The following is a 13,498-nucleotide window of genomic DNA, read 5'->3' on the forward strand; positions in this document are numbered from 1 at the left end:
GTTTGGGGGTCAGTTGCCCAGGTGTGTGGGGCCGAACATCTTGAGCAGGGTTTCAACCACGACGACGTTGGGGCCGTCCGCGGCGAAGCCTTCCCGGAGCGCGTCCCCGACGTCCTCCGGGGCCACGCGGCGGGCCGCGACGCCGAATGCCTCGGCGAGCTTGACGAAGTCCGGGCGGGCCAGCTCGGTGGCGGTGGCCTTGCCGAAGGCGCCCACCATGTATTCGCGCAGGATGCCGTAACCGCCGTCGTCGACGATCAGCCAGGTCACCGGGATGTTGTGCTGCTTGGCGGTGGCCAGCTCCGAGATCGAGTACATGGAGGACCCGTCACCGGAGACTGCCAGCACGCGGCCGGGTTTGCCGACGGTTTCCAGTCCCACGGCACCGCCGATGGCGGCCGGGAAGCCGTAGCCGAGACCGCCGGCGCCTTGGGCCGAGTGGAACTGGCCTTCGCGGGAATCCCAGCAGCTCCATCCCCAGTAAGCGGAGATGGTCATGTCCCAGAAGGTCTGCATATCGGCCGGAACGGCCTCGCGGATATCGGCCATGAACTTCAGTTCCTTGCCGAGGTCCTGCGATTCAAGGCGCTCCTTGACCTTGGCCAAGGACTCCTTGACGAGGTCCTCGGGCGAGGTGCCGTGCCAGTCTGGTGCCGCCGCCGTCGGAGACAGTGCCTCGTCCAGTGCCTCGTCCAGGGCCGCGAGGGCCTGGCCGGCGTCGGCGCGGATGCCCAGGCCGGGGCGGTTGGACTCCAGGACCCGGGGTTCGGCGTCGATCTGGATGATGCGCCCGCGAGGCTCGAAGGTGAAGTAGTTGGACGTCACCTCGCCCAGGGAGGAACCTATGACGATCAGCACGTCGGCGTCCTCGAGGACATCCGTCATGTGGCGGTCCTCGATCCACGACTGCAGGGACAGTTCATGGCTCCAAGGGAACGCCCCGTTGCCGCCGGGCGTGCAGATCACCGGAGCGCGGAGTTTCTCGGCGATCGACAGGAGGGACTTCTCAGCGCGGCCACGGCGCGTACCGCCGCCAGCAATGATCGCCGGACGCTCCGCCGTCGAGAGCCATTTGACGGCTTCGCGGATCAGCTCCACGCGCGGCGGGTTGTCAGCCGCTTCGGCGAGGGCGTCCTCCACCGGCGGAACCATGATGGGATCCAGGAGCACGTTCTGCGGAATCTCGATCCACACGGGGCCCTGAGGGGAGGAAATGGCCTCGGTCCAGGCATCCTGGATGGCCGAGGGAATCCCGGACGCGTGCTGGATGAGGCGCTGGCTCTTGGTGACGTTCGCGGCCGAGGCCTTTTGGTCATCGAGCTGGTGCAGCATGCCCTTCCGGCGCGCACCCAGGCCCTCCAAGGGGATCTGGCTGGCTACAACAACCATCGGCACTCCAGTTGCGTAAGCCTCCTGGAGCCCGGCCAAGGACGTCAGTGCACCCGGACCAGTGGACAGGAACAGCACACCGACTTCGCCCGTGGCACGGGAATACCCGTCAGCGGCGAAGGCGGAGTTGTTCTCCACGCGGGAGGAGACGAAGTGCAGATTGCCGCGGCCCATTGCATCGAACAGGCCGAGGGCGTGCTGGCCGGGGATACCGAAGACCGTCTTCGCGCCAAGCGCTTCAAGGGTCTCGACGACGAGGTCCCCGCCGTTGCGCTGATCCGTCACTTCGTGACCGCCGGGGCGAAACCGGCCGGGCGCCGGGATTCCTGGCCAAGGGCCTGGGCAGCGTAGCCGTTCGGGGCGCCGTGGCGGTTGCCTTCGACGGCGTTGTCCGCCATGAGGGTGACGAGTTCGTAGGCAACGTGGCTGCCAGCGACGCCCGTGATTTCAGCATGGTCATAGGCCGGGGCAACTTCGACGATGTCCGCGCCCACGAGGTTCATGCCACGGAAGCCGCGGATGATTTCGAGGAGCTCGCGGCTGGTGATACCACCGGCCTCCGGGGTTCCCGTGCCCGGCGCGTGGGCCGGATCCAGGACGTCGATGTCCACGGAAATGTACAGCGGGCGGTTTCCGATGCGGTCGCGGATCTTGGCTACGGTTTCCAGTACGCCCTGGTGGTAGACGTCTGCCGAGGTGACGATGCCGAAGCCGAAGCGGTGGTCGTCGTCGAGGTCTTTCTTGCCGTAAAGCGGGCCGCGGGTGCCGACGTGGCTGATGGCTTCGGTATCGAGGATGCCTTCTTCGACGGCGCGGCGGAACGGGGTGCCGTGCGTGTATTCGGCGCCGAAGTAGGTGTCCCATGTGTCCAGGTGGGCATCGAAGTGCAGCATGGCGACGGGCTCGCCGGCGCGCTCTGCGGCTGCGCGGAGCAGCGGCAAGGCAATGGTGTGGTCGCCACCAAGGGTGACGAGCTTGCTTCCGTTGGCGGTCAGGTCCAGCGCATTCTGCTGGATGGTCTCGATCGCCTCGTTGATGTTGAAGGGGTTCACGGCCATGTCCCCGGCGTCGGCAACCTGGATGTTCTCAAAGGGACTGACGTCCCACGCAGGGTTGTACGGGCGGAGCAAGCGGCTGGCTTCACGCACGTGGTTGGCGCCGAACCGGGCGCCCGGGCGGTAGGAAACACCGGAATCGAAGGGTACGCCGACAACGGTGACGTCGGCCTTGGACACCTGGTCCAGCCTGGGCAGGCGGGCATAGGTGGCAGCACCGGCGTAGCGCGGGATTCGGGCCGAATCAATGGGACCAAGGTTGCCGTTGGCCTCAATACGAAGCTCTTCCAAAATGCGCCACTCCTTCAGTGAATAGATGACTGTGACACCAATCATACACTCGAAGTTGCCTTATATGCATCACTTGTTTACATAAGAATGATCTTCATGATGGTGACCCCCGTCACATGGGGCGTAAAGATTCCATAAAAACCGGCTTCCCTCCCCAGACGCGCCCGTACGCTCCAACTGGAGCAGCTTCCAAGCTGCGCGAAAGGACCATGTGACAACGCTGACCAGGCCGCCTACCGAACCCTCTGACCGGCGCAAACCCGCGGGCGAAATCAAACAGGGGCAATTCAAGCGATGGCTGCTTGACGGCATGCCCGAGACGTCGGGAAAGCGCCAAGGTCCGCACGGAAAACCAGACGAGGACCACACGCCCCAGTCTTGGTGGAAGGTCATGTGCCTCACCGGCGTCGACTACTTCTCCACCCTCGGCTACCAACCTGCCATTGCGGCACTTGCGGCCGGCATCGTCTCACCGCTGGCCACGATCGTCCTGGTCGCCGTCACCCTGCTTGGCGCGTTGCCGGTCTATCGCAGGGTTGCTTGCGAGAGCCCACGCGGCGAAGGCTCCATCGCGATGCTAGAGCGCCTCCTCCCGCGCTGGGGCGGCAAACTCTTCGTCCTGGCACTGCTGGGCTTCGCGGCCACGGACTTCATGATCACCATGACCCTATCCGCAGCAGATGCGAGCGCCCACGCGATCGAAAATCCGTTCGCGCCGGAGTGGCTCCACGGGCAGGAAATCGCCATCACCTTGGCGCTCATCGCCGGCCTTGCCGTGGTGTTCCTGCGCGGATTCAAGGAAGCCATCAACGTCGCCGTCGTGCTCGTGGGCGTATATCTGGTGCTGAATGCCGTCGTCGTCGTTGTCGGCCTGACGCACGTGGTGACCGAGGCACATGTGGTGACCGACTGGTGGGCCGCCCTGAACCAGCAACACGGAAACCCATTGATCATGGTGGGCATCGCGCTCCTGGTCTTCCCGAAACTCGCACTGGGCCTCTCAGGCTTCGAGACCGGCGTCGCAGTCATGCCGCAAATCAAGGGCAGCCCGAGCGACACGGAAGCGAATCCTGCGGGCCGCATCCGCGGCACCCACAAACTGCTCACGACGGCGGCGCTCATCATGAGTGCCTTCTTGGTGGCCTCGAGCTTCATCACGACGTTCCTGATTCCGGCCGCTGAATTCCAGCCCGGAGGGAAAGCAGACGGACGAGCCCTCGCATTCCTTGCGCACCAATTCTTGGGCGACGGCTTCGGCACGGTCTATGACATCAGCACCATCGCCATCTTGTGGTTCGCTGGCGCCTCCGCCATGGCCGGCTTGCTGAACCTTGTGCCGCGCTATTTGCCACGCTTCGGCATGGCCCCGGCCTGGACCAAGGCCGTCCGACCGCTGGTCCTGGTCTTCACTGCCGTTGCCTTCATCATCACGCTTGTCTTCAAAGCCAATGTGGAAGCCCAAGGCGGCGCCTACGCCACAGGGGTGCTGGTCCTCATGACCTCGGCCTCGATCGCGGTCACCCTGTCCGCCCGCAGGAAGATGCAGAAGGGCAAGACCATCGCATTCGGCGCGGTGGCTGTGGTCTTCGCTTACACCACGGTGGCTAACGTGGTGGAGCGACCGGATGGCATCAGGATCGCGGCGCTGTTCATCCTTGGCATTGTCCTGGTGAGCTTCGCGTCGCGGGTACGCCGTTCCTTCGAACTGCGCGCCACGCACATCAAGATGGACAAGATGGCGCTCGAATTCACGGCCGCCAATGAGGAAGGTCCCATCCGGATCATCGCCCACGAGCCAAAGCGGCTGAGCGCCGATCGGTACGAGTTGAAGCTGCAGCACGCCCAACAGGCCAACCACCTGCCGAAAGACAGCGACGCGATCTTCATCGAAATCATCGTGGATGACAGCTCCGACTTTGAGCAGGAACTCCTGGTGGAAGGCAAGCGCCGGCACGGCTTCAAGATCCTGGAGATCCACAGCAACAATGTGCCCAACACGCTGGCCGCGGTGCTACTCCACATCCGCGACGTCACAGGTCTCATGCCGCACATCTATTTCCGCTGGACCGAAGGCAATCCGATCGCCAACCTGAGCAAATTCCTATTTTTCGGCGAGGGTGAGATTGCCCCGGTAACCCGCGAAGTGCTGCGGGAAGCCGAACCGGACATCACGCGCAGGCCTTGGGTGCACGTGGGCTGAACGTGGAAGTGTTGGTGCCGCACCTCGTGGTGCGGCACCAACACTGTCCTTCCAGCTGACGGCCCTAGCTGATCGCGGAGGCCCCACGCTCCCCGGTCCGGACGCGTACCGCCTGGGACACGTCGATGGTCCAGATCTTGCCGTCCCCAAACTGGCCCGTACTGGCGCCGGAGATGATGGCGTCCACGATTCCGTCCACTAGATCGTCCGTGGCCAGTACCTCCACCCGGATTTTCGGGAGGAGATCGGAGTTGTACTCCGCCCCGCGGTAGACCTCCATGTGACCCCGCTGTTGGCCGTAGCCGTTCGCTTGGCTCACCGTCATCCCGTTGACTCCGAACCGCTCCAGGGCTTCACGGACCTCGTCGATCCTCTCCGGCCGCACTATCGCGGTAACGAGCTTCACGTCGAGGCCCTGCTACGGCTCAGCTCCGTTTCCTCGACCTTGCTTGCCGACGGGGGCGTTTTGCCGTTCTGTGGTTCCCCGGGGTTGAAGGATCCGCCGACCATCACCAGCTCGTATGCGGTTTCCGCGTGCTCCGTGATATCGATGCCCGCCAGTTCCTCGTGCTCTTTGACGCGCATGCCCACTGTCTTGTGGATGGCGAGCCCAATGAGCGTGGTCATGATCGCCGTCCATGCGGTGACCATCAGCGCAGTCAATATCTGGGGCCAGAATTGAGTCAGGCCGCCGCCGTAGAAGAGGCCGCCTTCAGTCTTGGCCGAGGGTACGGCGAAGAATCCCAAGGAGAGGGTTCCCCACAGGCCACCGACAAAGTGCACGGCAACCACATCCAGGGAGTCGTCCAGGCCGATCTTGAACTTCAGCCCGATGGCTAGTGCGCAGACGGCACCCGCGACGACACCAATGACGAGAGCGCCAATGGGATCCACGAATCCACACGCCGGAGTAACTGCCACCAAGCCCGCGACGGCGCCGGACGCGGCACCGAGGGACGTCGCATGGCCATCGCGGAGCCGCTCTACGAGAAGCCAGCCCAGGAGCGCGGCGCTCGTGGCCAGGAGGGTGTTTGTCCAGGCGAGCGCGGCGATTCCGTCAGCTGCCAGTTCCGAACCGGCGTTGAAGCCGAACCACCCGAACCACAGCAAGCCGGCCCCGAGCATCACGAAGGGGAGGTTGTGCGGCCGAATGTTGGGGTCCTTCATGAATCCGAGCCGTTTGCCGAGCACTACTGCAAGCATGAGCCCGGCCATGCCGGCGTTCATGTGCACTACCGTGCCACCGGCAAAGTCAAGGGCTGAGATCTTGCTGCCGATGATCCCGGTGGATCCAAAGAGGCCGCCACCCCAGACCCAGTGGGCAATAGGCCCGTAGACGAGGGTGACCCAGAGGCCGGCAAACAGCAGCCATGGGCCAAACCTGACTCGTTCAGCCACCGCGCCACTGATCAGGGCGACCGTGATGATGGCGAAAGTCGCTTGGAATCCGACGAAGACCATGTCCGGCAGCCCCGGGGCTTTCCCACCGATGACGCTGGTCAAACCGCTGAGTCCGAAGTTCGCGAAGGGATCTCCGATGAAGCCGCCCAGGGTATCCGGGCCGAACGCTAGTCCGTAACCCCACAGGGCCCAAACCACCGCGACCACGCCAATGGCGCCAAAGCTCATCATCATGATGTTGAGGACGGACTTCATCCTGACCAGGCCGCCGTAGAAGAACGCCAAACCTGGCGTCATGAGAAGGACGAGGGCGGAAGCTGCAAGCATCCAGGCTGTTGCGCCGGGATCCAGGGTCTGGGGGCTCACATCCAGCCCTACGCTAAAGAATGCTGAGTTCATTTCGGGAGCCTTCCTGCATATACGGCGCTCCATGGCGCCCGCACGGCGAGACCAATTTTTAAACGAACAGGTCCTGGTACCTCACGAGGTACCGACCTTGACGAGTTGCGTTGACTCGAAGGTACAGCCGCGCTGTTTCGGTAGTCGGCAAGAATTATTTCAAGCACGTAACGCAGAAGGCCCGTGGGTTAATCCTGAAGTCAGCCAGGTTTCCGGCTTGTTACGCTCCGCGCGTCGCAAGGAGCCAGCATCAGCGGCTGGCTGCCGGCACCAGTATCCAGAGCACCTCAACGGGCTCGTCCGTGGGGTTGACCCAGGTGTGGGGCTCGCGGCCCGGGAAGGACAAGGTGTCCCCCTCCCCGAGCTCGTACTCCTCATTGGTGAGGATCAACTTGATGCGCCCCTTGACCACGTGCAGGACATCGACGTCGCAATCAACGGCGTAAAGCTCGGCTTCTCCGCGGCCCCGGGGTTCGATGGTTGCCTGCAGAATCTGCAGCCGCCGCTCTGAGCGGGCGGTCAGGAGCCGCTCCACGATCCCCTGCCCACCGAGCGAAATCCGCGGACCATCGTCCCGCCGGGTCAAGTGCGTTTCGGGGGCGGCAAATAGCTCGCCAATTGAAACTGAAAGGACTTGGCAAAGCGTCACAAGGGAAGCAACCGACGGCGATGTCAGGTCCCGCTCGACGCGGCTCAGGAAACCCTTGGTCAGGCCGGTGGCATCCGCGACCTGTTCGATGGTGAGCCGCTGCGATTGGCGGGCGGCACGGATTCTGGAACCGATGGCAACGGGTACATTGCTTGGTTCAACGGGGAGAGCCTTCATTCACGAACCTTTCAGGCCGTTGCTACGGCCCTGTCATTGCAGCAATAGTAGCCGGATCGCTGGCATGGCGGGCCTTTTGGCAACGCCGGAGCGTCTCGCGGGGAAGTCGGCGTCTTGACTGTTACTCGCATCACTACGTATCCTCATAGGCAACAAGTGTTGTTTGTCAGGCATACATCACGGACCATTCTCCCCAATCACCAGCTGGTGGTGGCCATCGGTTCGGGGGTTCTCCTCCTGAGCTTGCTTTTCGCCGGCACCATCCAGCGGCTGAAGATCTACACGGTCTCCCAGATGCTGAGCCTGCGCTACGGCCAGCGTGCCACGCAGACCTCCGGCATCGTCATGCTGGCCTACACCCTCATGCTGTGTGCCACGTCCACGGGCGCCTACGCCACCATCTTCGTTGTCCTCTTCGGCTGGGAGCGCTGGCTCGCCATCGCCGTCGGCGGCGCAATCGTCCTGGTCTACTCCACCATCGGCGGCATGTGGTCCATCACCCTCGCCGACCAGGTGCAGTTTCATCATCAAGACGGTGGGGATCTTCTTCCTCATGCTCCCGTTCGTCCTCAACGCCGCGGGCGGCCTCGACGGCATTCGTGCCCGGGTTGACGCCAGCTTCTTCCAGCTGGACGGCATCGGAGCCCAGACCATCATCACGTATTTCGTGGTCCACACGCTCGGCCTGCTGATCGGCCAGGACATCTGGCAGCGCGTCTTCACCGCCAAGATCCCCAAGGTGGCCCGTTGGGGCGGCGCCACCGCGGGCATCTACTGCGTCCTTTACGGCGTGGCCGGCGCCCTGATCGGTCTGGCCGCACGGGTTGCCCTGCCTAGCATCGACGTCAAAGCGCTTGGCAAGGACGTCGTCTACGCCGAGGTGGCAACGCACATCCTGCCGATCGGCATCGGGGGCCTGGTCATGGCCGCAACGGTCGCCGCCATGATGTCCACCGCCTCCGGTGCCCTCATTGCCGCAGCCCCGGTGGCCCGCGCTGACGTTGTCCCGTTCGTGGCCAGCTGGTTCGGCAAGACGATCAACACCGACGACACCGAAAACCCCGAGCACGACGTCAAGGCCAACCGGTACTGGGTCCTTGGCCTGGGCATCGTGGCGGTGTTGATCTCGATGGCGGCGCAAGACGTCGTGGTTGCCTTGACCATCGCCTACGACATCCTGGTGGGCGGCCTCCTGGTCGCCATCCTGGGTGGCTTGGTCTGGAAGCGCGGCACGGGCATCGCCGCGGCATGGTCCATGGCCGTCGGCTCGGTCCTGACCTTGGCCTTGCTCATCGCTTACGCCACGGGAATCATCCCCAGCGAAGACGGCGTCTACGCAAACGATCCCATCTACTGGGGCCTCGGCGCGTCGCTGCTCATCTACGTCGTGGTCTCCCTCCTCACGCCTCCCACGGAGCTCGAGGTCCGCGAGGCCTGGGACCGCCGCGTTGCCGGTGCGGTCACGGAGGAACTCCCGTTGGAGGTCCACCCGGTAGCCAGCCACTGAGCATCACAGAATAAATCACGACGGCGGCGCCGCACCTTCTCGTTCGAGGGGCTGCGGCGCCGCTGCCTCGTCCGGAGCGCTTCACGCCTGGCGTCCTTGCTACAGAGGCACCAGGGCGAGCCGGCCTGTACAGTAGGAAGAGCTTCAAGAGATGTGGCGCCAAGCTCCGACTTGCCATACGCCAACCCCATGTTCACGGGTGGTTCGGATGAAGAAGCGGCCCGACCCGGACCAGAGACAACCGAGCGGGCAAGAGCACCTCCACCAGGAGAAGGCAATGCCTTTGGAAACCGGCGCTACCGCCGCAGCCAGCCACACCACACAGCCAAGCACCCTGCCCGCGTCCCGGGCCAGGCGGGTTGACGAGTTCGTCCGGGTGATTCCCGGCGTCGACCTCTCCCAGGGTTCCATCACGTTCGTGGTGGACGGCCGGCTGGAACGCTTTTGGCATCACGAGCCGCGGCTCATCACCCAAGCCCTCTCGCAAGCAGTCCAGCCTGCCCGCTGGTTCCCGGCCACACGGAAGCTCACGCTGACGGTGGCCGCAACCGGGCACCGGGCCGGCGTGGAACGCCACTTCATCCTGAGCGCGTTTTAGCTACCCAGATTCAGCGAGTCGGGGCCATTCGACGCTGCCGGGGCTATTCGATCTCTCCAACCTCACGGTGTTCGTCGACGTCGAGCGGAACCGGCCGTTCGTCGTCGTCGAGGACCTCGGGTTGTTCTTCCCAGTCCTCGTCCACCTCCAGGTCCTCGTTGTAGTCGTAGGCGGGATCGGCCTCGACCGTGGGACGGTCGGGGTGGCGGGCGTGGGTCTCGGTGCTGTCCATGGTGCAACCTCCGTTCGACGTGCCGCTGAGCCCATCGCCAAGGCAGATCAGGCAGCCGGTCACCACGCCACCCCGCCAATTCGTGGACCCTGTCCATCCATCCCAGCACTGCCCCCTCCGGTGGTCAAGGCTTAGCGGGAGCCTCCCGGTTTTTGAGGCATACCTAAAACATCGAGTAAGGATTACCAGCCGAAAAACCGCGGAAATTGGCGATAAAGTGGACGTGCAATGAGGCGATGAAGCCCGCCCCAGCAACTCAGGAGTCCCGGTGCACCCGCACGCAAAAACCCCGCAATCAGACAGTCCGTTCGACTCAGGCAGTCCATCGCAAGACGCAGCAGCCACCAAGACTCCCCCGTCGTCGTCGGACCTCAAGCGCTGGCGGCAGTACTTGGCCGACGAACGTGCCGAGGCCGCCGTGTACCGCGAACTGGCGCAGCGCCGCGATGGTGAGGAACGCGAGATCCTTCTGGCCCTCGCAGAGGCCGAAGGCCGCCATGAGGCACACTGGCTCAAGCTCCTCGGCGAACACGCAGGCATGCCGAAAGCAGCCTCCATCCGTAGCCAGCTGCTTGGCTTCTTGGCGCGGAATTTCGGTTCGGTGTTCGTCCTGGCCCTCGCGCAAAGAGCGGAAGGCCGCTCCCCTTACGCGAAGGATCCAGCGGCAACCCGGGCAATGGCGGCCGACGAACAGATTCACGAGGAAGTTGTCCGCGGCCTGGCGACGCGCGGCCGCAACAGGTTGTCCGGCACCTTCCGCGCCGCGGTATTCGGTGCCAACGACGGCCTGGTCAGCAACCTTTCCCTCGTGATGGGCATGGCTGCCACCGGTGTGCCCGCAACCGTGGTCCTCTTCAGCGGTATCGCCGGCCTGTTGGCAGGCGCACTGTCCATGGGTGCCGGCGAATATGTCTCGGTCCGCTCGCAACTGGAGCTCCTCAAGGCCACCCGCCCCACCCAGGCGACGCTGACCGCAGCCCCGTCCCTGGACATCGAACACAATGAGCTCGTCCTGGTGTACCTGGCCCGGGGCATGTCCCACGAAGCCGCCGAACACCGCGCCGCCGAACGCATGGGCCTCTACAGCTGCGATTGCGATCCCAGCCTCTCGCTCCATCCCGAGGTTGAAGAAACCGTGAACGAGCACGAAGCGATTGGCTCCGCTTGGGGCGCCGCCATCTCCAGCTTCTGCTTCTTCGCCTCGGGCGCCATTGTGCCGATCCTGCCGTTCATCTTCGGCATGACAGGCTTCGCTGCGCTCGCTGTGGCCGGTACGCTGGTGGGCATCGCGCTTCTGTCGACTGGCGCCGTCGTCGGCTTGTTGTCCGGAACCTCGCCGCTGACCCGCGGCCTCCGCCAACTCGCCATCGGACTCGGTGCGGCCGCGGCCACGTATGGGCTGGGGCTCGTTTTCGGCGCTGTCATCCGTTAGTGGCATCGGCCCCTCGGGGCTCGGGAATCAGGGACTTGGGGGAAGACTTGCATTCGAACTACGGGTACGACGGCGGTCCGCCACCTCCGCAACGGCAGCCCAGTACCGCTGTCGCACTGTTCCGAAACCTCATGGTCGTGGCGATCGTCGCGGCCGTGGCCGTACTTGCGAGTGGTTTCCTCCGGGGCGATCCCCGGATCACTGGCCTGCTTCCGAACCTGGGTCCTTCGGCCCAGTCCCCAAGCCACAACTCTTCCCAAGGAGCAGATTCCGGGCAAGGGGCGCAAAAAGCCGCGCGTGCCCCGGACACCCCGCCGCCCGGCCTGGAGGAAGCCGGCCACGCGCTCGGCTCCCCCGCCAAGCCAGCCGTGGCAAGCAACTCCTACAAATTCTTGGCCACCAACGCCGACGGCACACCCGTGGGCTACTCACCGTGCCGACCCCTGCACTATGTGGTCAATGCGGCCCTGGCCCCTGCCGGCTCCGAGGGGCTCATCGCCGACGCCATCGCCAAAATCTCTGGAGCCACGGGCCTCAAATTCGTCAACGACGGAGCCAGCACCGAAAACCCCGCAGAGAAGCGCAAGCCATACCAACCGGCCCTCTACGGGGATCGTTGGGCACCGCTGCTGATTTCGTGGACCACCCCCGAGGCCGCCCCGGCATTGGCTGGATCCGTTATCGGCACCGGCGGCAGCACCATGTACAGCTTCGGCTCCGGCCCCAAGAGCTATGTGACAGGAAGCCTGGAACTGGACGCGCCGCAGATCAAGGGACTGCTGGGCGTCCCCGGCGGTGCCCATTACGTCTCGGCGGTGGTGCAACATGAACTGGGCCACGTGGTTGGCCTTGACCACGTGGAGGATCCGGTCCAGCTCATGTACCCGGAGATCGGCGCCCCGGATGGCTTGGCGGCCGGAGACCTGAACGGCCTATACAAACTCGCATCCGCACCCTGCCGGAGCGACCTCTAGACTGGCCCACCCTGTAGCCCCGCTCACCCCCACCACCGGGGGACATGCCCAACCTTCAGCCCCAGCAGTGGACATATGAGTGCTATGTCCACTCCTCGTGGCCAAGGCAGGACATGCTCAATGGACCCTAGGCAGTATGTCCACTGCCCCCGGCCAAGGCTGGACATGTCCCCGGGTGTTTGATTGGAATCCGGGCTAGCTCAGGGCAGTTTCCCGCACCCGGGCAGGCTTGAAGCTGGCTCCCGCGCCAGGAAAGGACGGTACCTCGATCCGGGCGTGACTGTGGATCTCGTTGACGGTGGCCTTCGTGTGTTCGGCAATCCGTTCCATGGTTGTCACCCACATCCCGTCCATCGCTTTGACCCGTTCAATCAGTTGTTCCAACGCAACTGCCTTGGAAGGGCGGCCCGAGATGAACGGGTGGTTGGTCAGGACGAAGCAACTGCCTTGGGCGTGGTGGGCCTCGGCTTCCAGGGTCCACATTTCCAGGACCTTGGCCGGACTTTCGATGACGCCACTGCCTGTCACTCCCGGGTAGAACGCGTACTGTTCCCAATCATCCAGCGCCCAATCCACGGGAATCTCCACGATGTCCCGCGAATCGATGTCCCGTGAATCACCCTCTCCTAAATCACTGTCCCCTGAATCGCCCGGGGCAACCGCCATACGGTAGGGGGCATCGCCGTCGAGCAGGCTTGAATCATAAAGGAAGCCGCGGTCCGCGAGCAGGGCCGGCGAATGCCAGTTGAGCTCCCACCACGGTGCCCTGTAGCCGACCGGCCTGACCCCGGCCACCTTCGCGAGGGCTTCGAGCCCGCGGTCCAGGTAGCTGGCCTCGGCGGCGGCGCCGATTCCCTGCATTGGCTCGTGCAGGTAGCCGTGGTGGGCAACTTCATGCCCGCCGTCGACGATCCGGCGGACCACGTCCGGGTAGCTCTCCGCCGTGAAGCCCGGGATAAAGAAGGTTCCTTGGATCTCCTGGCGCTCGAGGATCTTCAGGAGCCGCGGAACGGCGATCCTCGGTCCGTAGGACTGGTGGCTCATGAGTGACATGCGCCGCGTGCTCGTTGGATCGTGGGCAATGGTGCAGGATTCGGCATCTACGTCGAACGTAAAGGACGCCGCGGCCTTGAAACCTTCGGGCCAAGTGATCGGGTGTGCCTCGTCAGGAAAAGAATTGGTGGTCATCGGGTT

The 13,498-nt window shown here is 64.2% G+C and carries 11 protein-coding genes, 1 pseudogene and 1 riboswitch; of the genes and pseudogenes, 5 read left to right on the top strand and 7 right to left on the bottom strand.

The window, feature by feature from the left end; genetic code table 11:
* Positions 1-9: 9 nt before the first annotated feature.
* Together OW521_RS08875 and speB are read right to left on the bottom strand one after the other, a co-directional pair.
* Entirely contained in the window at positions 10-1,674 is a 1,665-nt protein-coding gene (locus OW521_RS08875; protein ID WP_268024633.1) for a thiamine pyrophosphate-binding protein, read from the bottom strand.
* Positions 1,671-2,735 carry an agmatinase gene (gene speB, locus OW521_RS08880; protein WP_268025775.1) on the bottom strand — a complete coding sequence of 355 codons (1,065 nt, stop codon included), beginning with the start codon at positions 2,733-2,735 and terminating at the stop codon, positions 1,671-1,673. The genes OW521_RS08875 and speB overlap by 4 nt, the downstream gene beginning before the upstream one ends.
* A 211-nt stretch (positions 2,736-2,946) precedes the next feature.
* Here speB and OW521_RS08885 point away from each other — a divergent pair, with 211 nt between their 5' ends.
* Positions 2,947-4,935, top strand: coding sequence for an amino acid transporter (locus tag OW521_RS08885; protein ID WP_268024635.1), 1,989 nt, complete (start codon positions 2,947-2,949; stop codon positions 4,933-4,935).
* 64 nt (positions 4,936-4,999) lie between these two features.
* Here OW521_RS08885 and OW521_RS08890 read toward each other — a convergent pair whose 3' ends face one another.
* The 3 genes from OW521_RS08890 to OW521_RS08900 form a co-directional block, all read right to left on the bottom strand.
* The gene (locus OW521_RS08890; protein WP_268024637.1) at positions 5,000-5,341 is read right to left on the bottom strand and encodes a P-II family nitrogen regulator; all 342 of its coding nucleotides are present in this window, start codon (positions 5,339-5,341) and stop codon (positions 5,000-5,002) included.
* A complete protein-coding gene (locus tag OW521_RS08895; protein ID WP_268024639.1) occupies positions 5,338-6,735 on the bottom strand; it encodes an ammonium transporter in 1,398 nt (465 codons plus the stop codon). The genes OW521_RS08890 and OW521_RS08895 overlap by 4 nt, the downstream gene beginning before the upstream one ends.
* 250 nt (positions 6,736-6,985) lie before the next feature.
* Positions 6,986-7,561 (bottom strand): helix-turn-helix domain-containing protein, encoded by a 576-nt coding sequence (locus OW521_RS08900; RefSeq protein ID WP_268024641.1) that lies wholly within the window; start codon positions 7,559-7,561, stop codon positions 6,986-6,988.
* A gap of 204 nt (positions 7,562-7,765) precedes the next feature.
* Between OW521_RS08900 and OW521_RS08905 the strand changes: the two are divergent.
* Positions 7,766-9,068 (top strand): annotated as a pseudogene (locus OW521_RS08905) (sodium:solute symporter family transporter); the annotation flags it as partial.
* 142 nt (positions 9,069-9,210) lie between these two features.
* Positions 9,211-9,330, top strand: a riboswitch (SAM riboswitch).
* Between the two features lie 15 nt (positions 9,331-9,345).
* Entirely contained in the window at positions 9,346-9,666 is a 321-nt protein-coding gene (locus OW521_RS08910; RefSeq protein ID WP_268024643.1) for a hypothetical protein, read from the top strand.
* 43 nt (positions 9,667-9,709) lie between these two features.
* Here OW521_RS08910 and OW521_RS08915 read toward each other — a convergent pair whose 3' ends face one another.
* Positions 9,710-9,898, bottom strand: coding sequence for a hypothetical protein (locus tag OW521_RS08915; RefSeq protein ID WP_268024645.1), 189 nt, complete (start codon positions 9,896-9,898; stop codon positions 9,710-9,712).
* A gap of 268 nt (positions 9,899-10,166) precedes the next feature.
* Between OW521_RS08915 and OW521_RS08920 the strand changes: the two genes are divergently transcribed.
* Positions 10,167-11,330, top strand: coding sequence for a VIT1/CCC1 transporter family protein (locus tag OW521_RS08920; RefSeq protein WP_268024647.1), 1,164 nt, complete (start codon positions 10,167-10,169; stop codon positions 11,328-11,330).
* A 47-nt stretch (positions 11,331-11,377) separates the two neighbouring features.
* Positions 11,378-12,304 (top strand): matrixin family metalloprotease, encoded by a 927-nt coding sequence (locus tag OW521_RS08925; RefSeq protein WP_442781247.1) that lies wholly within the window; start codon positions 11,378-11,380, stop codon positions 12,302-12,304.
* A 195-nt stretch (positions 12,305-12,499) separates the two neighbouring features.
* On the opposite strand, the gene OW521_RS08930 is transcribed toward OW521_RS08925, so the two are convergent.
* Complete coding sequence (locus OW521_RS08930; protein WP_268024649.1) at positions 12,500-13,492, bottom strand: polysaccharide deacetylase family protein; 993 nt, start codon at positions 13,490-13,492, stop codon at positions 12,500-12,502.
* Positions 13,493-13,498 lie beyond the last annotated feature (6 nt).

This window comes from Arthrobacter sp. MMS18-M83 (assembly GCF_026683955.1).
In the GTDB taxonomy this organism is placed as follows: domain Bacteria; phylum Actinomycetota; class Actinomycetes; order Actinomycetales; family Micrococcaceae; genus Arthrobacter.

Bases quoted from the DNA above. Each gene is read 5' to 3' on its own strand.
- OW521_RS08895 (WP_268024639.1), bottom strand. From the start codon at position 6,735: ATGAACTCAGCATTCTTTAGCGTAGGGCTGGATGTGAGCCCCCAGACC.
- OW521_RS08900 (WP_268024641.1), bottom strand. From the start codon at position 7,561: ATGAAGGCTCTCCCCGTTGAACCAAGCAATGTACCCGTTGCCATCGGT.
- OW521_RS08910 (WP_268024643.1), top strand. From the start codon at position 9,346: ATGCCTTTGGAAACCGGCGCTACCGCCGCAGCCAGCCACACCACACAG.
- OW521_RS08915 (WP_268024645.1), bottom strand. From the start codon at position 9,898: ATGGACAGCACCGAGACCCACGCCCGCCACCCCGACCGTCCCACGGTC.
- OW521_RS08930 (WP_268024649.1), bottom strand. From the start codon at position 13,492: ATGACCACCAATTCTTTTCCTGACGAGGCACACCCGATCACTTGGCCC.